A 21,836-nucleotide genomic window follows, 5' to 3' on the forward strand; every position below is an offset into this window, starting at 1 on the left:
TCAGCACATGAATACTATTAGCTTTGTCAACCTCTTCTAGAGTTTGGCAAAGCTAATTAATATCAAGGTTTGGCTTTTAGTGCTTAGAGTATGTTTACAAAATCATTTTGAATACTCAAATTCTGGCTTGAGGGGGAGTTGGGTAAAACGAAAAATCTGATGTTTTCAGCTTTGTTGGAGGTTGATTATACTCAGATTTTACCTCAAATGTAAATTTGAGAATTGATATACATCATTATTATATGTCTGGTGCAGATTTACCATCAATTTCCAATCCCAAACCACAAGGAGTAACTCATCCAGACTCCCTGCATCTTGCTACCCCCAATGAATTTTTACCTCCAATTAGCTACTGGACAACGATGGGAGGAGTTGTGCTTTTGGGCATCTTTGGTACTGCCATTAGCCTTGCAGGTATCCTGAAATACAAAGTCACGATTCAAGCCCCAGCCACAATTCGTCCAGCTGGAGAACTGCGCCTAGTACAGTCGCCAATAGAAGGAACAATTAAAAGTATTGCTGTACAAGTAAATCAAGCAGTCAAACAGGGACAGGTTATTGCTGTGATTGACGATAACCGTCTGCAAACCCAAAAAAGCCAACTACAAACGAACATACAGCAAGCTACATTGCAACTATCTCAACTCGATGCCCAAATTCGTGCTTTAGATGAGCAAATAGCAGCAGAGAAATATCGGCTTAAGCGTGCTGTTGCTTCTATTCAAGCTGAAGTCAACCGCAACCAAAGAGATTTCCGAGACAGACAAATCACCTCTGTAGCCCAAGTCAAAGAAGCAGAAGCAAATTTGCAGCAAGCACAAAAGGAATTGCAAAAAAGCCAAGCACAGTTAAAATCGGCTCAAGCATCTTTAAAATCCAGCGAAGCTTCTTTAAAGGCAGCCAAGGCTAAGCGAGGCAGATATCAACCCTTAGTCCAAACTGGTTCTATTTCTCAAGATCAATTTCAAGAAGTACAGCTAGCAGTTGAACAACAGCAACAACTTTTAGAATCGCAAAAAGCTACTGTAGAAGAACGTACTCAAGCAGTCCAACAACAGCAACAAGCAGTAGCAGCAGCAACCGCTAAACTACAAGGGACATACCCTGTTCTTAATCCCAGCGATGCTGATGTGACAATTTCTCAAGAGAAAATTGCTACTGAAACAGCTACGGGTAGAGCCAGTTTAGGTAGATTATATCAAGAACGAGAGCAACTAATACAGCAAAAACTAGAAATTCAAAAGCAAACAAGCCGCGATCGCAAGGAATTACTCCAAACTAGTCGAGACATTGCCAGTACAGTAATTCGTGCCCCGGCATCTGGTATTATCCAAGAACTAAATTTGCGTAACGCTTTGCAAGTACTACGCTCTGGTGATGCGATCGCTCAAATTTCTCCAACTGACTCACCTTTAATAATTAAGGCATTGGTAGAGTCTCAAGATATCCGTAAGGTAGAAAACGGTCAAGAAGTACAACTGCGAGTCTATGGCTGTTCTTATACTGATTTTGGTACTCTTCAAGGTCAAGTAAAAGCTATTTCTCCAGATGTCATCACGTCTTCAGATAAAGACAAAAATACTGCTGTTTACGAAGTGACTATCCAACCAGAAAAATTAATTTTAACTGCCAAAAATCGTAATTGCGCCATTCAATCTGGTATGGAAGCTAGAGCAGACATTATTTCTGAGCAAGAAACAGTACTCAACTTTATCCTGAGAAAAGCAAGAATTTTGTCCAATTTATAATGAATTGAAGGAAAACAGTTATTCCTTGTTATTCATAGTTTTTTGTCAGGACTTAGGCACACTCTACGCATTCTTGGCGTCAGGGATTAAAAACGAACAAAAAGGGTTTTACTCCCCTCTCATTGAAGGAGAGGGGCCGGGGGAAAGGTCAAAACAGCACTTGTGGAACTCGCGTTAAAATTACTTCACTCCTGCTAACTGCTGCAAATTTTTATCCTGTTCATTTAGCTGTGATAAGGATGTATTGACTTTATCTTTACTAGATTCTACATTATCTTTATTTAAATTACTAATAGTTTCTTTTACCTTATTGGTTAAATTATTAATAGTTTCTTTGACATCATTTGCCACCGTTAAAGTCTCTAAAGTTTTATCAACTTCATTCAGAGATGAATTGTTTTCTTTCTCTAAAATATTTAAGACTACTTTAGTAGTACCAACATCATTATTAATTTTACTTAGTAACTTCCTAGATAGATGATCGATAGTAGCTATTGTCTGTTTTTGAACAGCTTCTTCCTTTTCTGCATACTGAATAGCAATCAATGCTAAGCCAGCGATATACTCTAGTTTTTGCAAGTTGACTTTTGTAAATTCTTTATTTTCATAACTTGCAACAATCAGCACACCCCGTAAATCGCCATTTTTATCTAAAAGTGGTACACTTAGTTCTGAATTAGCACCATGAAAGTATGGTTTGTAGTTTTGTTGAATTTTGATATCATTTACGATTCGCGATTTTTCATATGTTTTGACTTCTTCCCAACTAGCAACACTTTTACTTACCTGTGTGTTTGGATAACCGAATGTAATAAGTTTTTCGGTATTTGGAGGACAAGTACTAATTTCTCCTACCTCTGCGCCTGTGATTTCTACAGCTTTTTCGACAACTAACTTTAGAGTCTCCTGTTCTGTTATTATCTGGCGTTCAATACTGTCTAAACTTTGCATCCATCTATAATTATGAATAGCAGTAGCAGCTGAAGATGCCAAAGAGTCAATTATTTGCTTTTCCTCATTTGAGAAGCGGTGAATTCGTCGGTAGTTAATAAACATGACACCGACTATATCATTATTTGCTTTCAACAATATGCCTGCTGCGGATAGAATTTTTTCTCTTTGAGCAAATGATGAATCTTTGAAAATGGGTTCATCAACAATTTGAGAAGCATAAATATTTTTTCCACCCTGAATGAGCATCTGTGTAACAGTATGCTCATTAGTTTCTATTCGCATTTTATCTTCATCTAGAAATTTACCCGCGACAGTAGGTGGAGTGTGCAGTCTTTCTCCTATTTGAAAAAACTCATAAATAATCACAACATCTGCTGCCAAAGCATTCATTGCATTCCAAGCAATATAATTTACTAAGTTGCTGCCTATCTCATTGAAAGATTGTGTAATAGATTGTAAGGCAGATAACTGACGAGCTTCTTCACGCACTCTTTGATATTTGATGACACTAGTTATAGCATCAACAGCTTTCTCAACAAAATATTTTCCTAGACGTATTAGCTCTTTAGTAAACTGAGATTCTTCTCTAAAATGGACATATAATACTCCTTTCAAAATAGTGTTTAATTGTTCATCTTCTTGTTTCCTAATAGTAGATATACTACGTGGTATTATTTCATCAATGGTATTAATTAATAAAGGAAAAGCGGCATAAGCTTTAACACCTCTTAAATGAGCTTTTTCACTAAAGATGATATTACAATTATTCTTTGTTTGAGAATAATATAATACTTGAACTTGTTTTTGATCAATGGCTAGCTGTCCCAAACCATTATTGCGAGGAGAAAATTCATCCAATGGTTTAGCACCAATATCACCTTTAAACACTTCATATATATATTTTCCTTCTTGTCTTCCTTGCGGCTCCCATAAAAAGTGCAACGTAGCTAAATTAGCATTAAAAAAACGCCTAGCACTTTCAGCAATAGTTTCTAAAACATAATGTAGGCTGATTCGACGAATCTTCAATGCTTGCTCAGCAAGCAGTTGAGCAAGCAGGCTTGCTTGCTCGGATGTAATTAATCTATCACGATTTTCATACCCTGCTTCCAACGTGCCAATAATTTGAGGCGTAGCATTTGAAGGTGGTTGTTTCATGTAGAAAACTGTACGCCCATCTTGTTGTTTTTGTATAAAATTTTCTTGCCAATCATAGGACTGAAACCAGTCCACTATCACATCCTTTTTTTCGTCATAAAATAGAAAGATGGGAGTAAAAATACGAATAAGTTTGTCATGTCCAAACCTATCATATACACCTCGGTCAAATCGATCATCCCATCCACTAATAATTTCAGTTTGACCAGTTTTAACTATATCAGCCTGAATATCTCTTAATTTTTCGTTTTCTTGAATAGGATGCCTGACTCGATCAACCAATTGTTTAGCTATGCCAGTTCCATACACTGTTTCGATAGTATTCTGTTCTGGCATAACTAATGATATACTAATAAAATCAAATTTAAATTTTTCTTCAATTTTTTTACATATATCATCAAATATAATTTCTGATCTATCAAGTTCTGAAGCGGCTGATATGATTTTTTGATCAGCTTTTATAAGTTCCTCAAATGTTTTGATAGAATTATTTCTTCTATTGATACTATTCAAACAATTTATCTGATCAGCATCCTGCGAATCAACATTTGTCAGATTAGCATTACTCAAGTTAGCATCTGTGCAATCGGTATCAATGAAATTAGCATTACTCAGATTGGAATTATCTAATTTAGCACCGCTTAAGTTAGTTCCAGCTAAAATTGCACCACTTAAATCAGTGTTTCTTAGATCGGCATGATTAAAGTCTACATTTGTCAAATTAGTATCAATTAAATTAGCATTACTTAAGTTAGAATTTTCCAATATAGCACCACTCAAGTCAGCGCCTCTCAAGCAAGCATCAATCAGATTAGCTTTTGTCAAGTCAGCGCCTCTCAAGCAAGCATTAATCAGATTAGCTTTCGTCAGATCAGCACCACTGAGGTTAGCATTAATGAGGTCAGCTCCTATGAGGTCAGCGCCACTGAGGTTAGCATTAGTGAGGTTAGCTCCTGTCAAGTCAGCACCACTGAGGTTAGCATTAGTGAGATTAGCTCCTGCTAAGTTAACATTGATCAAATTTGCAACACTTAAATCAGTACAGCTAAGGTTAGCATTGCTTAAGTCAGCCCCAGTAAAATTTGCGTATTTTAAATTATCTTGACTCAGATCCTCACCACTGAAGTCTGCCCCTATATAATCCTTAGTTAAATCAAGACCAACTTTTTGAGCTAGCTCGGAGAGTTTTGCATTGGGGTGATCATGAATTACTTGAAAAATCTCACTCAGTTGTTCAAAAGATATCAGCTTATTCATATCGTAACAATTACTTTTTTCACATAATTATCTAGTTTATATTGTTCTTGAAGGTAATTCAAGAAGTAGCTGATAAAATTCTCTTTTTGTATTTTATCTTCTATTTCAACATCTAAATATTTAATTTTTATATGATTTCGATTAACTTCTTGTATTTTAAATATTGCCTCTAACTCAAAGTATTTACCTACTTCTTCCAATAATTCTATAATTCCTAGATTTTGGTGTTGAATGTGTCCTTGTAAACATTTAGAGTTTTCATCATTTAACAATGTAAATTTCCATTGAGGAGCTTCGGATGAACCTTGAGGTATTCCTATCAAATTGTCTATTTCATTTCTTAAAGTATTACGTTCATGCAAATCCATCTTACCATTTTTTAATTTCAATTCTAAAACACCTCTTTTTATACAAAATACTATGTTTACTCCTGAGCTATTATCTAGAGGAATTGTTAATTGGCTTTCAGTAAATGTAATGGTTAAATTTAGACGGAGATTGTGTGATGATTGACAATTCTCATCAAAAAGTAATGGCACAAAAGTAACTAAATCACAACAAATACATTCATCAAGCTGAATTTTTGATACAGGTTTTGACGCTACATTATTTTGGCTCATCGGCGGAGCGCCATTTCTGTCCGATGAGCCATTTAAGGGCGTGGCTGTCTTTGTATTAATTCCAACAATGCATCTTGAAGTTCTTGTAGTTTGTTATTATTGACAGCCCAGTCTAATATCTTGCCTCGCTTATCAAAAATTGTCAGATCATTTGAAGGACGATGCTCCTGTGGCATACCTATAAAAGTCATAAGATATTGATTTTGATCCGGTGGATTGAGTTGATAAAATAAATTAGAGACTCCTTTCGGCGTTAGCTCAGTTCTCACTGTTGGCTCAGTTGTAGTGAGGTTGGAGTCAGAAATCATTTTGCAGCGCCGAACTCGAAAACTTTCATCATACTTTCCGTTTAAGGTTTCTTCGATACCATATTTTTGCTGTAGCTCAAAATCGAGAGCTTGATATGTATCTGAATCAACAACAAACTCTCCAAGCTTTGCACTAGCTTCTAGCCGATAAGCTTTCACAATAACGTAGCCTGTAACGCGACCATTATCTTCAGTAATTTCGCCGGTTGCAGCACCAATACGGAACCATCTTTTTGCTGAGGGTTCAGTTTTATTAGCGTTATGCAATTGAGTAGCTTGATGAACAGCCTCGGCAAATCTATAGGCATCATTGGCATCCTCAAAGAGGATAACAGCATTGTCTCCGTTACGTGCTATGACGACTTCTTCACGCTTCTGATTTACTTTGTTTAACCCACCATCAATAAATCCTTGAATTTGCTGGTTGAGACGTGGTACGATATCTACTCCGTATTCTTCTTCTCCTTTCTTGACAAGATTGCCATATCCAACTAAATCAAGTTCAACTACAGTCACAGTCTTTTTCATAGCTTAGTATTCCAGATGGCTTTTGTCCTGATAACTTTTTGAGAATAAAACTCTGTTATAAAGTTTTATAAATAACTAGGCTGATTATAATTGAACATGGAATTACTATAATGGAGGCAATTAAGCTATACAAAGCATACGTAAAGATTTGAAATTTTATAAATGTAATTTCGGAATTAATTGTGATTTGACTAGCAATGTCTTTGTATTCTTTCTTATATCTGATGCTGAGCTTCTCCTCAAAATAATGCTTGTTTAACATATCTAGTAGTTGAGTGGGATTATATTTGTACAAATGTCCAAAATAATAAAAATTATCTGTATTATTTAACTGAATATTTGAATTTTTAGCTTGTTTGGTTTGCACCAATAACAGGCGCTCTAAATTTGTTTTGGGAAGAAAAGATAGCGAACACAAGAAAGCACAAATGCAAAGTAAGGAAGTTGTTAACAATAGTCCAACGCGCAAGGAGTTTGGGAGATTCTGTGCTGTAGCTAAAAGGGTTATAGTTGCAGTCATACCAGCACCAGCAAAAGCAAGCAGGACAGCATTTTTTGCTTCCGCAAACCTCAGCCACTCGTTGACGTTCTGAAAAATCACTAGCAATTTGCTAGAAACCTCATCCATAAAAACCTGCTCCTTGAATCTACTTATGTTGACCTAGTAGCAAAACCAGCAGACTCTAATTCACATCCATTTCCTGATCAATCTTGCAATTCGCTCAGCCATTGCTCAATCATCTTCACTACAACTTGACTCATCTTCAGACCTTGCAAAGCGCAGGCTGCATGTATAGCAGAAGGCAGGAGAGGAGGTGAGTCTAGTCCCCGTCTTGGCTTCTACCAAGATGGGGAACTAGCGAAGCGCGAAGCGGTAGCAAGGTACGAGCGTCGGTACGAGCGTCACTCGAAGGCAGGAGTAAAAACCTTACTGTTAATGACATTCACGCTCTTCATACGTCCTAATCTATGATTCGACTCCTGTAACTGTTTTTTCAGGTTGTCTGTAATACTAATGTGCATAGCAACTAGTGTTATGAGTAGTATCTATACAAAGCCACAAATGTATAGAACAGGATTCCAGATTAATCTTAACAATACCAGTAAATTTACCTTAGTATTTATACTGAGAAAAATATATAATATCTGTTTAAATATTTTTGCCTCCTTACTCAGCTTTGATCCCAGCATTTAAAAGCAATGTATCATTCATATTTATTTGCTAAGGAAGATAAATATATGTTTACATTGCCTACTACCTTTGTCCTGAACTTACATAATTTTCTAATTAGCCGCTGATAAATCTATCAGCAAGTATTTTGGAGGCAAAAATATGAAACTTCACTATCGTGGTCTAAGTTACGAATACAACCCAAGCCAAGAAGCACAACAACCATTTCAGCCAGTTCCTCAGTCAGGAAGAGTTTATGACCTGATGTATCGTGGGGTTACTTATCGTGTTGATGGTAATGCGAAATCACCTCAAGTTCCTGCATCACTGGCAGTTTATAAATTGATTTATCGGGGACTCAGCTACTTAATTAATGGAACTGCAAAGGGAAAAGTGACTATAGCTTCTCAACCAGTAAGTACTTCATGAGACAGCAGTTTTTGGGAAAATGTAGTTTCAAGAATAACTTGGCAATAAAAAAATGAGGATAGTCAACACCATCCCCATTTGATTTTTGTGATTTTGCTCATTTCCAGGCAGTAACCCAGAAAAGATTCAACTATTACAGTTGTGGTACGTACTGCTGCTTCTCCGGTACGTCAGCGTACTCAGCCACAATCTGACGGAATTCGTCGCCGTCAATGGTTTCTTTCTCGATGAGCAAATCTACTAAGCGATCTGTGACGGTGCGATTGTCACGTATAATTTTCTTAGCTGTTTCATAGCAATCTTCCACGATCGCCCGCACTTGAGTATCAATACGAGATGCGATCGCTTCGGAGTAATCAGAACGGGTCATCCAGTCACGACCTAGGAATACTTCGCCTTGTTGGCTTTCCAAGGACAGGGGCCCTAAATCAGACATCCCGAACCGAGTCACCATCTGCCTTGCCATTCCCGACAACTGTTGCAAATCCCCACCAGCGCCAGTTGTGACTTCCGCAGGGCCAAACACCACTTCTTCAGCGGCGCGACCACCCAAAGCACCAGTAATCCGCGCTTTTAATTGGGAACGGGAAATTAACCCCTGTTCTTCGCTGGGACTAAACCAAGTCAAACCTTGTGCTTGTCCGCGGGGGATGAGGGTGACTTTTTGCACTGGGTCATGGTCTTTTAACAAGGTTCCCACTAAGGCGTGTCCAATTTCGTGGTAGGCAATCAAGCGCTTGCTCTTGCTGTCTACCAAGGGAGTGCCTTCCATACCAGCCACTACCCGATCCACCGCATCATCAATTTCGCGGAGGGTGATGGCTTCTTTGCGTCTTCTGGCGGTGAGAATCGCAGCTTCGTTGAGTAAGTTAGCTAAATCTGCACCAGTAAAACCAGGAGTACGACGGGCGATCGCTTCTAAGGATACGCTAGGGTCAAGTTTTTTGTTGCGTGCGTGGACTTGTAAAATTTCCAAACGTCCTTTGATGTCTGGTGCATCAACTGTTACCTGGCGGTCAAAGCGTCCGGGACGTAACAACGCCGCATCAAGGACATCAGGACGGTTGGTGGCAGCAATAATAATGATGCCTGTGTTACCTTCAAAACCGTCCATCTCCGTGAGCAGCTGGTTCAGGGTTTGCTCTCTTTCGTCGTTACCGCCACCGATACCAGCACCGCGTTGTCTTCCCACTGCGTCGATTTCATCGATGAAGATGATACAGGGGGCGTTATCTTTGGCTTTCTTGAACAAGTCGCGGACACGGGATGCACCCACACCGACAAACATTTCCACAAATTCCGAGCCGGAAATGCTGAAGAATGGTACACCAGCTTCCCCAGCGATCGCTTTTGCTAATAAAGTTTTACCAGTTCCCGGAGGCCCGACTAACAGCACTCCTTTGGGAATGCGTGCGCCTACAGCTGTGAATCTTTCTGGCTGTTTGAGGAAGGTGACAACTTCTTGTAGTTCTTCTTTTGCTTCTTCGATACCTGCTACGTCGTCAAATTTCACCCCAGTTTTGGCTTCCATTTGGAAACGCGCTCTGGATTTGCCAAAGTTCATTGCTTGGCCAGGGCCGCCTGGGAGGTTGCTAGAGCGACGGAACAAAAAGAACAGTCCAGTAATCAATAATATGGGGAAAATCAGATTACCCAACAATCCCCAGATGGCGCCATCATTCCGCATGGGATGGGCATCAAAACTAATTCCTTTAGCTTTGAGCTTGTTAATCAACTCAGGAGCGTTAACAGGCAGATCTACCCGCCACCGTTGGACGCGATTCTCGATATCTTGATCGACTGCTTCGATAATTGCTGTTCTACCGCCTTCGTACAGATCAACACTGGTAACGCGATCGGCGTCTAAGTATTCCAGGAAGCGACCGTAGGTCATGCGGGTATTGGCTGCATTCTTACCCATGTCAGCAGGAGCATTGGCAAATGCCCCTTGCCAGAAGAAAAAGCCAATCACTAAAGCAGGCAATGTCCAGAGTGCCAGGACTTTCCAAGAAAATTTCATTTTAATTTGCCTCTAGATGCCATTACAATTATTCACCTTTAGCAACAGTCGTTTCGGTCGGGAAAACCCCACTCGCTACAACTTTGGCAAAGCTAGCAAAGCAGTCATTCCCCAATCAACAGCACTGTTTGAGTTTAGTTACTAGGTTAGGTGTGCAACGGATGTTTATTAATCCAGTTTGTTTAATCTGATTTCTGGTCGTGCATTACCATAGAACCGCCTGGGCATTACAGTAATGCCGACAAGAATCTTAATTAAAGTTAACTTAATTTTAATACAACTGGGATTAACCAAGCAGAAAATTTCAGATTCGCCAGAATCAGCCAGAAATGAGTTTTGTCAAATAGTGCAGGGTGGTGGCGATCGCAACCGCGTCAAACACAAAAGAGCAACCTGCCTTGGGAGTTTCTTGAGCAGCAAGGTTACTTTATTGCAGCGTGCAACTTTCCAATCTCAGAATATGTCATAAAAAATACATCTATTATAGCCAGATATTTTTCATTTGTATAGTTAGATACTTGATTGCCACCAAAAGAAAATTAGTTAATGGAACTACAAAAATGTATTTTAAAACTCTCAAATATTTGACTTTAGCCCTAGTTTCTTTAGTTGTAAGTCTAGGAATATTAACTGCCTGTACTCAAGGTAAAAGCGAAACTGTAAACAATAGCGGTTCGTCACTATCTCAACCCAACATGATACTCAATGTCAAACAAGAAGCAGGGACATGTCCTCAGACAATTGGTATTTGGACTTTCTTACTTCCTTTTGAAGGTGGTGCTGAACATACTGCTGTGGCTGACATTAGGGATGCTAAGTTGGTTGCCTCTGGTAAGAAATTTGTAGAATACGAAGCACGATTGCGGCAATCTTATGCATCTTGTGTTGGTAGCGCTAAGTCAGAAAGACCTTCCGTGTACAATTTCCAATTTCGCAATGGAAAAGCTTATTTCCACTTAGATTTGAGACAAGAGACACTAAATACCACAATTACATATCAAGGAACAGGTGGGTTCCGTCCTTATGTGCGCTGGATAGCTGGAGAATAGTTAAAGAACAACTGAATTTGCAAGCTTTCAGGTACAAAAAAAGACCTAGTTAGTGCTAGGTCTTTTCAAAATTATGCAATTGATTTTTACTGCCTAGTGTTTGTAAAATACTCAAACTGATTAGAAGTATTGTCCATCTTCTCCCACCAGAATTACTGGTGCGTTAGCTAAGACGGTAGTATTGGAAGCAGTGGTCGTTGCCTTTTGTCCCATGACACCAAAAATCACACCGACTGTTAGTAATGAACCGACGGAAATCAACAGAAATTTTTTAGATATCATTGAATGGTTACTCTTTATCTGTTTGAAACAACTTTAGCTTTTCTTGGGGTCTAGGTGGCTAGGAAATTTTACTGAGCAAATTGGCTCAATCTATCTACTATTGAATTCTAAGTAATATAGAAAATATACTTGAATTTGGAAAGCTAGTATATTTTTTAATGCTATATTTACTTAGTTTCTGTAATTTCTAAAGTGTAAGGAAAATACTTGCCTTTTTCGTATGAACCCACCCAAACCTGGTATTCCCCAGGTAGCCATTCCCCAACTATGCCAGGATTTTTACCTACAAAATCGTCATTACACCAAGTACCACCAGGGCCTTTAATCATGATGGTGGTGTCTTGAGGACTTTGCACTTGTAGTTTCAAGTAATCAAATTTACTTGTGAGTGACAGAGTGTGGTCTGGTGTTTCATCTACAAATCCAGTACATGGGCCAGTGGGTGTTTCAGACCTCCCAGCAATTTGGTTTTGAGCTACTGAACCGCCACTCATCCCTCTCACTTCCAAAGGGTCTGGGGAAAAATGGTGGTTAATTGTGACATCTCCAAATATCGGTGGCGCTTCTTGAGCATCAGCTACAGTGTGCATTGTTGATGTGATGCATACCGTAACTATCATCCACGATAATCCTAGCCCTTTATTTAGTACTGTTTTCAACATTGCAACTATATAAATTTATCAGTGTTTTGAAAGACACGATTTTTACACAGCAAGTTCCCAAGATCAGAGAAATAGCACTTAGAAAATTTATTGATTTTCTAGGTGCTATTTGTGGGCTTTGACACAATACAGTTTAGTTAAGCATTTCTTCCTGTTCTTTCTTCTGTGAGCGTCCTTGGCGTTCTTGGTGAAGCAGTCCGTAAGAATAATGTTTTATTTATGACATTTAAGGAGGGCTTAGCCCACCCTCCATTAGTTAAAATTGTTCACGCATCATTTAAGTAGAAATTTTATATAAATAAATGTAACTATTCAGTTAATTTTGCGTAAACAGTGATTCCGAGACTGAGGAGTTAACTAAGAATCTAAAAACATGAAGGTACAAGGTTGATCAGATCTTGTTACCTAATTAATTAGTTGATTCTACAAAAACATAATTTTTGTACAGGAGAAAGAAATAATGGCTACATTAGAGGAAGGTCTCAGTCAATTTAAAGCTTTACCAAAACCAGAGTCATCTCGATTGATTGACTTTGAACAAGCAGAAATTCGTCCTGGGATAGTCAATGGCACTTATATTTTAATTGTCAGTGGGACAAAACCATACTTGAATATGGAAGTTCGTCTCGTTCCACTTGTGTACATCCAGCAACCTGAATATTGGGGAGTTGAGGTAGTTGGCACTTTGTCTGGAATTGGGCTACCAGCTACTGCACCGTATACAGTTTCTCTTCCAGTAGACGGTATTCGAGGCAAAAAAGGTATTGAAGTTCTTGGTGCAAATAGTTCTAAGCAATTACCTTTTCCAGATGTAGAGCAATACTAAATTAGGAAATGAACAAATATAAGTCTGTCATATTATACAAGTAATAATCTTTGTTCATAGTCTCAATAGTATCTTGTATAATGATGGCAAATTAATACTGTCTCATATTTGTTTATTACCTATTATTTATTAGAATATTATTGGCTATTTTTTCAGCAATAATATTTCTCAAATTTTACAAGTATATTGCCAGGAGCATCTCCTGGCTTTTCTGTTGTATAACAAAGTGCTGAGGGACTGACAAATAAAAAAACATACAATTTTTCTTGTGGGGCGGACAAGATGTCCGCCCCACAAGTAGTAGTAATTTATTTGTTGGTAATCCCTGAGTGCTGTAGACGCTTCTGTGGCTACTCTACCCTGCAAAGAAGAGGGTTCTCGCAGAGTAAAGTAGGGGTTCTTGTTCGCGGCCTTCGTCTTTGAAGGAGAAAAGTACCCGTAAGGGCTTGTTGCCAGATGGAGAACTGGCGATCGCGATCTTCGCTGCGAAGATCGCGAGTCTTCTCCCAAGGGGAGACGCTAAGCTTTCCGAGCGTCAGCGTATCCGTTTGCGAAGCGTCTCCGACAAAAGAAGGATTCACCCGAAGGGCGGTTTCTTAGAAGCAGCCGCACTGGGGGCGCACCACCCGCTATGAATGAAAGAAACACTTTCTTCCGCCACTCCCTGTGTTTCTTGAAAGAGCGATAATTCGTAATTGCAAGTTTGTAGAAAAACTGATCTGTGACATTTACAATACAAAACAGTTGCCGTTCTTTTGGCTACCCCAATGAAATTTCGATTCAAAAGACTTTCAAACAAGCAACGACAGCCTTTGATTCCAAAAATTCACATTAAACTACGGGATGGACAGTTTGAGATTACAGGTATGAATGTATGGTATTCCTACTGGCGTGACCCCTATCATTTACTGTTGACAATTCCCTGGATTGGCTTTTTAGCGCTGATAGCTGTTTTATATGTAACAATTAATGCCCTGTTTGCTCTAGTTTACATGTTAGGCGGAGACTGCATCGAAAACGCCCGACCTGGCTATTTTTTAGATTTATTTTTCTTCAGCGTGCAAACATTAGCATCCATTGGCTATGGTGCGATGTATCCGAAAACCACTTATGCCAATATCATCGTCACTATTGAAGCAATAACTGGTCTAGTAGGAATTGCTGTCATGACTGGACTAGCATTTGCCCGTTTTTCTCGACCAACTGCTCGTGTCATGTTTTCTCGTGTCGCGTTAATTACAATTCATGAAGGAGTACCAACTCTGATGTTTCGCGCAGCTAACCAGCGCCGTAACCAGATTCTAGAGGCGCAAATACGCGTGTACCTGATGCGTGATGAAGTGACAGCAGAAGGACATTTCATGCGTCGGTTCCATGATCTCAAAATGGTAAGGAGCCAGACACCCAGCTTTGCACTTACCTGGGTAGCGATACATCCAATAGATGAATATAGTCCTCTTTATGGAATGACCGCAGAGTTGCTAACCAAGACAAATAGTAATATTGTCATTTCCCTAACAGGCGTTGATGAAACAGTTGCACAAGTCGTTCATGCCCGTCATAGCTACACAGCGAACGAAATTTTATGGAACTATCAGTTTGTTGATATTTTTCACCATACAAGTGACGGGCATCGCTACGTTGACTATACCCGCTTTCACGATATTTTACCCTTAGATTAGCTACTGAATAATTTGATGCAGCTATTACCAATGCATCAAAATTACGTTTGAGACTCTTTTTGAGTATTAGAAGTCTCATCAAGTGTTTGTATTGGTTTAACTACCACTCGGCCATTTTCAACCACAGTGCTACTTTTAGCCTCACTCTTGCTAGAGTTGACTGGTACATCTTGGTACTGGTTTTTGTGGGAGATATTTTGCTCCTGTTGCTGGTTGAGAACAACCACAGAACAGGCACAAGAAGGAAAAGACATATGAGCTAATTTGATCTCTACTTCCATTATGGCGCTGCTGTGATAATTTGGCTAAAAAATTTGCTATATGAGGCTGATATCTTGCACCATTCTCAATTAACGCTGTGGTGGGTACTGCCAACAACGTCAAAATCAAGGTTTGAACCAACCATTAGCAGTGCCCACCCTACAAAAATGCCAATAATACAACTGGTGCAAGATATGAATTAAAGTCAAAAATCAAAAAGTTTTGACTTTTGACTTTTGACTTTCCGTTATGATTCAAGTACCTAACTGTAACTACCTTCTTCCGTTCTTGCTATTTCTAAAAGAGTTTTCAGTACGGAGTCAGGGTTAAGGCTGATAGAATCAATACCTTGCTGAACCAAAAATTGAGCAAATTCTGGATAGTCACTAGGTGCTTGTCCACAAATACCAATTTTGCGTCCGTGCTTTTTAACTGTGGCTATGACTTTGGCAATCATCAGCTTTACAGCTTCATTGCGTTCATCAAATAAATGGGCTACTAATTCTGAATCTCTATCTACTCCTAATATTAATTGTGTCAGGTCATTTGAGCCAATTGAGAAGCCATCAAAGATTTCACAGAACTCATCTGCCAATTGCACATTACTAGGTAACTCGCACATCACATAAACTTGCAAACCGTTTTCTCCCCGCACCAAACCATGCTTAGCCATTTCTGCTAACACGCGCTGGCCTTCTTTAGGAGTGCGACAAAAGGGCACCATTAAAATTACATTAGTTAAACCCATGCGATCGCGCACATTTTTCATCGCTAGACATTCCAACGCGAAGCCTTGACGATAGCGTTCATCGTAGTAGCGAGAAGCACCGCGCCAGCCTAGCATGGGGTTTTCTTCTTGGGGTTCAAACTGCTTGCCACCCAAAAGGTTAGCATATTCATTACTCTTAAAATCAGAGAGGCGCACAATCACAGGTTTGGGATAAAAAGCAGCTGCGATCATGCCAATACCTTGAGCTAGTTTATCGATAAAGTAGGCGGTTTTGTCTGCGTATTGGGCAGTTAACTCAGCAATTTTAGATTTAGCAAACTGATCTTCCAATTCATCAAAGTGAATTAATGCCAGTGGATGTGTCTTAATATGATTAGCAATAATGAATTCCATCCGCGCTAATCCCACTCCATCATTAGGGATAGCAGCATAACTTAAGGCTTCTTCTGGATTGCCCACATTCATCATAATTTTGGTACGAGTCTGGGGCAAATCTTCCAATGCAAATTCTTGCACTTGATATGGCAATAATCCTTGGTAAACTTTGCCAGTTTCACCTTCTGCACAAGAAACTGTAATTTCTTGTCCTGTGTTCAATATAGTAGTAGCATTACCACAACCAACTATAGCCGGAATACCTATTTCTCTGGCGATAATTGCACTATGGCAAGTACGTCCACCTTGGTTAGTGACAATTGCACTAGCACGTTTCATGATTGGTTCCCAGTCGGGATCTGTGCGATTTGTGACTAGTACTTCTCCCGGTTGAAACTGGTTAATTTGCTGCACATCCAGAATAACTCTGGCTTTACCTTGACCAATCATCTCACCCACACTCCGCCCTGTACTCAACACTTCACCTTTTTGTTGTAATTGGTAAGTGCGGAGAACATTTTTAGATTTTTGAGATTGTACTGTTTCAGGACGCGCCTGTACAATAAAAAGTTCATTGGTAATCCCGTCTTTGGCCCACTCAATATCCATTGGTGTGCAAACACCACGGACTTGTGAGTAATGTTCTTCAATCAGGCAACAAGCTTGGGCTAGTTGTAAAATTTCTGCATTACTAAGAGCATATTTTAGGCGATCGCCTGCCGGAACACGTATATTTTTGGTCAATTTCGATCCGCCAGTATCGTAGACCATTTTGATTTCTTTTGTACCCAAGCGTTTTTCTAAAATTGGGCAATATCCTTGCTTGAGCGTAGGTTTAAATACTAAGTATTCATCTGGATTGACTGCTCCCTGGACTACATTTTCTCCCAAACCATAGGCGGCAGTAATCAATGCTACATCCTGAAAACCTGTCTCAGTATCAATGGAGAACATCACACCAGATGTAGCTAGGTCAGAACGCACCATTTTTTGTACACCTACCGAGAGGGCGATGCTAAAGTGGTCAAAGCCTTTGAGTTGACGGTAGGAAATAGCACGGTCAGTATAAATTGAAGCAAAGCACTTGTGACAGGCTTCTAATACAGCTTGCAACCCGTGGACATTGAGGTAGGTTTCTTGCTGTCCAGCAAAGCTAGCATCAGGTAAGTCTTCTGCTGTAGCACTAGAACGGACTGCGACATCGGTATCACTGCCATACTCTTTTTCCAGGTCTTGATAAGCTTGGGTAATTGCTTGTTGCAATTCTAGTGGAAATGGAGTTTGCAGCATTAAAGCCCGTACTTGCTTGCCAATAGAATGCAGATTGTTCACATCTTCTATATTTAAATCTGCAAACAATTGTCGCAATTTAGGTTCCAAACCTGCTGAAGAGATAAAGTAGTGATAAGCATAAGCTGTAGTGGCAAATCCTGTGGGAATCTTAATGCCTTTGGGTACAAGCTGCTGAATCATTTCTCCTAAAGAAGCGTTCTTGCCACCCACTAGGGCTATATCTGCAATTCCAACTTGGCTTAAAGGTAATACCAAGGCTTTTTCTTGGGAAACTTGGTGAGTAGTTTGTTGATTAACTAGTGCTTTTGGCATGGACGATTTCCTTTTATTAAGCTAATCACGAGAGTTATATTCAATTTTTCTGCTCTGCTCATCTCACGTTTGTAGTTATAGGAAAATAATTTGAGGAACTTGTGAAGGTGCGGCTAATGCTAATTCGTAATTCGTAATTCTTAATTCGTAATTAAGAAAATTGTTTTCATTTGAGGTTTTAGGCGCAGTGACTCCCTTTAACGTGAGTTCAACAGATTTCAACAGATGATAAAACCCAGACACAAAAAGACTTTTCACCCAGTCCCTAGTCCCCATTACCCCTAATCCCCACTCCCTCCGGTCGTGGGGGCCCCGAGTTCCCCAGTCCCTAGCTATATTTCACAAAGGTAGCTTTAAGTAGAAAATACTACCTACTCCTACTTGACTTTCAGCCCAGATTTGTCCGTGGTGTTGCTCGACTATATTGCGACAAATCGCTAAACCTAAGCCTGTTCCACCTTGCTTGCGGGAATCAGAAGCATCCACTTGATGAAACCGCTCAAAAATAGATTCTAATTTGTTAGCAGGAATCCCTCGACCTTGGTCTTGTACCTTAAATAACACATGGGAAATAGCACCATCTTTTGCTTTGATTTTTTCTACGCTCATTGATACAGTAGACCCTTTAGGTGAAAACTTAATCGCATTACTTAGTAAATTTGTTAGTACCTGGATCATCCGATCCTTATCAACTGTTAGCTCAATAGATTGAGGTAAGACTGATAAGTTGATTCCAGCATTATTAGCTATTAACTGCATCAAATCTGTGGCTTCTATAAGCAAGTCACTAGCATTAACTTTTTGTTTATTTAAACTAATCTTTCCAGATTGTAATCTTTCTAAATCTAAAATGTCATTCACTAATCTGACTAGACGTTCGGAGTTGTCTGAGACAAGTTTGATGATACGCTGACCCTTTTCAGAATCCAGTTTTACTAAACCAGTTTTCAACAAGTTTAAACCTCCTTGGATTGAAGTCATGGGGGTACGTAGCTCGTGACTGACAACAGAGATAAACTCATTCTTAATTTTGTCTAATGTATAGCGTTGGGTAATATCTTCACCAATGCTCATAGTACCTGTTATTGCACCTTGTGAATCTCGTAGTAGAGTATTGTTCCAAGCAATTATACGTTCTTCTCCAGATTTGGTGATAATTTCGTTCTGGTAGTGAGAATGTAATTCTTGCTCTAGCATTTCCACAAAACACTTTTGCATATCATGTTGCTGATGCTGTGGGATAAAATTGGCAATCCACTCTTTACCTAAAATTTCCTCTTGAGTATAGCCAGTCAATTCTAAAAAGAAAGGATTAACGTATTCAACTTTCCCTGTTTTATCCAGTGCAATAACTAATAACTGCACATTTTCTAATAAACTGCGCCAACGGCGTTCTGCTTCACTTAGTTGAGCTTCAATTTTTGTTTGTTGGTTAATAGTGGTTGTGAGAATATTGATTAATCTATGCAAGTGTGAATTTGCTTGAGATAATTCAGCAGTTCGCTCTGCAACTTTGATTTCTAATTCTGCCTTTGATTGTCGTAAAATTGCTTCTGCTTGTTTGCTTTGTGTGATATCTAAACAAGTACCAATCATTCGTACTGGTTTACCTTCGTCATCATAGATACATTTTCCTTTAGCCGCCATCCAATGAATGCTACTGTCAGGCCAAATAACTCTGAATTCTACATAATATTCAGATTTATTGTCTGTAGCATCAATTATTTTTTGGTGAATCGCTTCTCTATCTTCAGGATGGAGACAGGCGAGAAAAGCTTCATAGTTACCTACAAACTTACCTGGAGCTATACCAAATATTTCCTCTTGACGGCTTGACCATTTGATATAGTTAGTGAGAATGTTCCAATCCCAAATTCCCATCTGAGAAGCTTCTAAAGCTAACCTTAAATGTTCCTCACTTTCTCTCAATGCAATCTCATTATGTTTTTCTTTGGTTATTTCTTTTAAAAAAATTGATATGCCTTCCAAAGAAGGATAAATACGATTTTCAAACCAGCGGCGACTCGATGGATAATATTCTTCTAATTGAATAAAACTTTGCTCAGTGAAAGCGCGATCGCAAGCTTCATAAAAATGCTGTCTTACCTCTTCGGGATATTCTTGCCAAATATTTTTACCAATTAAATCTTGTGGTTTTCTGCCGAAAATTTCTGCTGCTTTTTGATTAACATAGGTATAGTGCCAATTACTATCGACAGATACAAAGGCATCGTTAATACTCTCTAATATAGTAGATAAACGATTTTTGGTTGCTTCCGCTTCTGCACAAGCAGCTTGTTCACGCATTACAAGCTGTGCTATTTTTTCTTCTGTCTGTTTGCGCTCAGTAATATTAGTTAATGTCACTACACCACCAATAATTTGCTTGTCTAAATTTAATAATGGAGCAGCGCTTAAGAGTAAATGAAATTCACTATCATCTTCACGGTTTAACAAAACTTCCACTCCTTGAAAATATTGACCTTGCAGTAAACTAGATAGTGAAAATATTTCTTGCTTTTGCTGACAATTTGTGGATTCATTAATCAACAAACACTTTTCTATTTTTTGATAATCACTACAATAATTACATTGGAGTGGAAACGACAAAGCAAATGGTTGAAATAATGGATTATGACCACATAGTTGCTGTGCTGCTTGATTGGCGCGAATAATTTGCCAACTTTGATCACAGACAATGATTGCTTCGGCTGCTTGTTCTAGAATAGAATTTGCTAGTCTTTCAGCCGCTACAATTTCCGCATTACGTTTTTGCTCGGTTAAGTCGGTTACTACTATGCAAGTAACGGCTACTTCGTCTATTTGCAATGGCTTAAAAGACAAATAAACAGGTATTTGAGTTTCATCCTCAGCAATTAAGTAAACCTCTCCTCGAAAAGATTCCTGTCTTGCTTGCTGAAACAATCCTTGAAATACCTGTTTTTCTTGTGGTGCTATGTAATCCTCAAAGCCAGAGCCGATTACTTTTTCTAGTGGCTTTTTAAGCATTACTGCTAAAGGTTGATTACAGTAAAGAATTGTTCCGTAATCATCTATAGTAACAACGCCTTCATGCATTTCTTGCAAAAAAGCACGATAAGGATAATCAGCATCTTGCAAAGTGAAAATTCGTTCTTCTTGACTGCTAGATATAACTAAAGCATCTACCTCACCCATTTTAATGGCTCTAAAAGTTTCTTCTAAAACTTGTATTTGATTACGTAAAGCTATATTTTCAAGTTCAAGTTCTTGGCTTGTTTTCACTGCAATCACCCTAAAGAAATCGTAAATCGTAAATCGTAATTAATTGACATTAAAATAAATTTTTGCCTTTTATTCCATAAATATTGCTATTTATACAAAAACACAAAGATAATATTTAATTCCTCAAAAAAATAAGTGCAATGTTCAGAGCTTAATTTACTATTAATTATTACTAATTCCCGATTTACTCTAGAGTTAGAAATAATTTTCTTATCGTCGAATATCAAGCAATATCCAAAGCAACGATCACCTTATCAACATTTGTTAAATCGCCAATTAACTTTTGTAGAGGTGGTGGAAGTTCTTTAATCAGAGTAGGTACAGCAAATATATGGTCTCTTTCTAAAGTCTCCGGCTGTTGGTATATATCAATAATTTCCATTTCATAGCGTCCTTCTAAGTATTTTTCACAAATTTTTTTCAGCATTTGAATAGCACGCATGGATTTGAGGGTATTGCCCGCAACATACAAACGTAAGACATATTTTTGTACGTCTATATTTGCTAGCGCTTTTTCAAAATCTTCAGTAGATTCTATAATTACTTCATCGGAACTATGGTTAGTTTGGTTTGAATTATTCATGGCTATCCTTAGTTGATGTTAACTTGACGTAAATCCAGTCCTACTAATACTTTCTCAGTATTGGATAAGTCTCCAATTATTTGCTTTACAGGTTCCGGTAATTTTCTCACTAAAGTTGGGATAGCTAATATTTGGTCTCCCTTAGCTAATTGGGGATTTTCCATGAGGTCAATTACTTCAATACGATATTGGCCTTCTAGGTACTTTTCACAAATTTTTTTCAAATTAGCAAATGCTTTTAAAGATTTAGGAGTTTGTCCAGCTACATATAGCCGTAACTCCCAAATTTTTTCTGTATGACTACATTCAGACAGAGGATTCATA

General features: G+C 38.7%; 19 protein-coding genes. 7 read left to right on the forward strand and 12 right to left on the reverse strand.

What is annotated here, in order from left to right; translation table 11 throughout:
• Positions 1 to 242 precede the first annotated feature (242 nt).
• A complete protein-coding gene (locus I8748_RS31470; RefSeq protein WP_198128405.1) occupies positions 243 to 1,748 on the forward strand; it encodes an HlyD family efflux transporter periplasmic adaptor subunit in 1,506 nt (501 codons plus the stop codon).
• A gap of 180 nt (positions 1,749 to 1,928) precedes the next feature.
• Here I8748_RS31470 and I8748_RS31475 read toward each other — a convergent pair whose 3' ends face one another.
• The 4 genes from I8748_RS31475 to I8748_RS31490 are packed head-to-tail and all read right to left on the reverse strand — an operon-like array spanning position 1,929 to position 7,201.
• Positions 1,929 to 5,117: a pentapeptide repeat-containing protein gene (locus I8748_RS31475; protein WP_198128406.1), complete on the reverse strand. Its 3,189-nt coding sequence runs from the start codon at positions 5,115 to 5,117 to the stop codon at positions 1,929 to 1,931.
• A complete protein-coding gene (locus tag I8748_RS31480) occupies positions 5,114 to 5,737 on the reverse strand; it encodes a hypothetical protein (RefSeq protein ID WP_198128407.1) in 624 nt (207 codons plus the stop codon). The genes I8748_RS31475 and I8748_RS31480 overlap by 4 nt, the downstream gene beginning before the upstream one ends.
• Positions 5,738 to 5,769: 32 nt before the next feature.
• Positions 5,770 to 6,573, reverse strand: coding sequence for an adenylate/guanylate cyclase domain-containing protein (locus I8748_RS31485; RefSeq protein WP_198128408.1), 804 nt, complete (start codon positions 6,571 to 6,573; stop codon positions 5,770 to 5,772).
• Between the two features lie 55 nt (positions 6,574 to 6,628).
• A complete protein-coding gene (locus I8748_RS31490; RefSeq protein ID WP_198128409.1) occupies positions 6,629 to 7,201 on the reverse strand; it encodes a hypothetical protein in 573 nt (190 codons plus the stop codon).
• 705 nt (positions 7,202 to 7,906) lie between these two features.
• Here I8748_RS31490 and I8748_RS31495 point away from each other — a divergent pair.
• Positions 7,907 to 8,173: a DUF4278 domain-containing protein gene (locus tag I8748_RS31495; protein WP_198128410.1), complete on the forward strand. Its 267-nt coding sequence runs from the start codon at positions 7,907 to 7,909 to the stop codon at positions 8,171 to 8,173.
• 133 nt (positions 8,174 to 8,306) lie between these two features.
• Here the strand turns inward: I8748_RS31495 and ftsH2 are convergent, their stop codons facing one another.
• On the reverse strand, positions 8,307 to 10,193 hold the full coding sequence (gene ftsH2 / locus I8748_RS31500) for an ATP-dependent zinc metalloprotease FtsH2 (RefSeq protein ID WP_198128411.1): 1,887 nt from the start codon (positions 10,191 to 10,193) through the stop codon (positions 8,307 to 8,309).
• A 16-nt stretch (positions 10,194 to 10,209) separates the two neighbouring features.
• Between ftsH2 and I8748_RS35915 the strand changes: the two genes are divergently transcribed.
• From I8748_RS35915 to I8748_RS31510, 3 genes are all read left to right on the forward strand, one after another.
• Entirely contained in the window at positions 10,210 to 10,338 is a 129-nt protein-coding gene (locus tag I8748_RS35915; protein WP_263977116.1) for a hypothetical protein, read from the forward strand.
• A gap of 90 nt (positions 10,339 to 10,428) precedes the next feature.
• The gene (locus tag I8748_RS31505) at positions 10,429 to 10,662 is read left to right on the forward strand and encodes a hypothetical protein (protein WP_198128412.1); all 234 of its coding nucleotides are present in this window, start codon (positions 10,429 to 10,431) and stop codon (positions 10,660 to 10,662) included.
• 91 nt (positions 10,663 to 10,753) lie between these two features.
• Complete coding sequence (locus I8748_RS31510) at positions 10,754 to 11,242, forward strand: hypothetical protein (protein ID WP_198128413.1); 489 nt, start codon at positions 10,754 to 10,756, stop codon at positions 11,240 to 11,242.
• A 120-nt stretch (positions 11,243 to 11,362) separates the two neighbouring features.
• On the opposite strand, the gene I8748_RS31515 is transcribed toward I8748_RS31510, so the two are convergent.
• Together I8748_RS31515 and I8748_RS31520 are read right to left on the reverse strand one after the other, a co-directional pair.
• Positions 11,363 to 11,524 carry a hypothetical protein gene (locus I8748_RS31515; RefSeq protein ID WP_198128414.1) on the reverse strand — a complete coding sequence of 54 codons (162 nt, stop codon included), beginning with the start codon at positions 11,522 to 11,524 and terminating at the stop codon, positions 11,363 to 11,365.
• A gap of 167 nt (positions 11,525 to 11,691) precedes the next feature.
• On the reverse strand, positions 11,692 to 12,186 hold the full coding sequence (locus I8748_RS31520; RefSeq protein ID WP_198128415.1) for a hypothetical protein: 495 nt from the start codon (positions 12,184 to 12,186) through the stop codon (positions 11,692 to 11,694).
• A gap of 460 nt (positions 12,187 to 12,646) precedes the next feature.
• Here I8748_RS31520 and I8748_RS31525 point away from each other — a divergent pair, with 460 nt between their 5' ends.
• Together I8748_RS31525 and I8748_RS31530 are read left to right on the forward strand one after the other, a co-directional pair.
• A complete protein-coding gene (locus tag I8748_RS31525; protein WP_198128416.1) occupies positions 12,647 to 13,012 on the forward strand; it encodes a hypothetical protein in 366 nt (121 codons plus the stop codon).
• A 767-nt stretch (positions 13,013 to 13,779) separates the two neighbouring features.
• Positions 13,780 to 14,694 (forward strand): ion channel, encoded by a 915-nt coding sequence (locus I8748_RS31530; protein WP_198128417.1) that lies wholly within the window; start codon positions 13,780 to 13,782, stop codon positions 14,692 to 14,694.
• A 41-nt stretch (positions 14,695 to 14,735) separates the two neighbouring features.
• Here I8748_RS31530 and I8748_RS31535 read toward each other — a convergent pair whose 3' ends face one another.
• From I8748_RS31535 to I8748_RS31555, 5 genes are all read right to left on the reverse strand, one after another.
• Positions 14,736 to 14,975, reverse strand: coding sequence for a hypothetical protein (locus tag I8748_RS31535; protein ID WP_225896605.1), 240 nt, complete (start codon positions 14,973 to 14,975; stop codon positions 14,736 to 14,738).
• Positions 14,976 to 15,217: 242 nt separating this feature from the next.
• A complete protein-coding gene (ppsA, locus tag I8748_RS31540; RefSeq protein WP_198128418.1) occupies positions 15,218 to 17,665 on the reverse strand; it encodes a phosphoenolpyruvate synthase in 2,448 nt (815 codons plus the stop codon).
• A 339-nt stretch (positions 17,666 to 18,004) separates the two neighbouring features.
• On the reverse strand, positions 18,005 to 20,929 hold the full coding sequence (locus tag I8748_RS31545) for a PAS domain S-box protein (RefSeq protein WP_198128419.1): 2,925 nt from the start codon (positions 20,927 to 20,929) through the stop codon (positions 18,005 to 18,007).
• A gap of 223 nt (positions 20,930 to 21,152) precedes the next feature.
• Positions 21,153 to 21,512 (reverse strand): circadian clock KaiB family protein, encoded by a 360-nt coding sequence (locus I8748_RS31550; protein ID WP_198128420.1) that lies wholly within the window; start codon positions 21,510 to 21,512, stop codon positions 21,153 to 21,155.
• Positions 21,513 to 21,520: 8 nt separating this feature from the next.
• Positions 21,521 to 21,835, reverse strand: coding sequence for a circadian clock KaiB family protein (locus I8748_RS31555; protein WP_198128421.1), 315 nt, complete (start codon positions 21,833 to 21,835; stop codon positions 21,521 to 21,523).
• Position 21,836: the final 1 nt, after the last annotated feature.

Origin of the sequence: Amazonocrinis nigriterrae CENA67 (assembly GCF_016056305.1) — a bacterium.
GTDB lineage: Bacteria > Cyanobacteriota > Cyanobacteriia > Cyanobacteriales > Nostocaceae > Amazonocrinis > Amazonocrinis nigriterrae.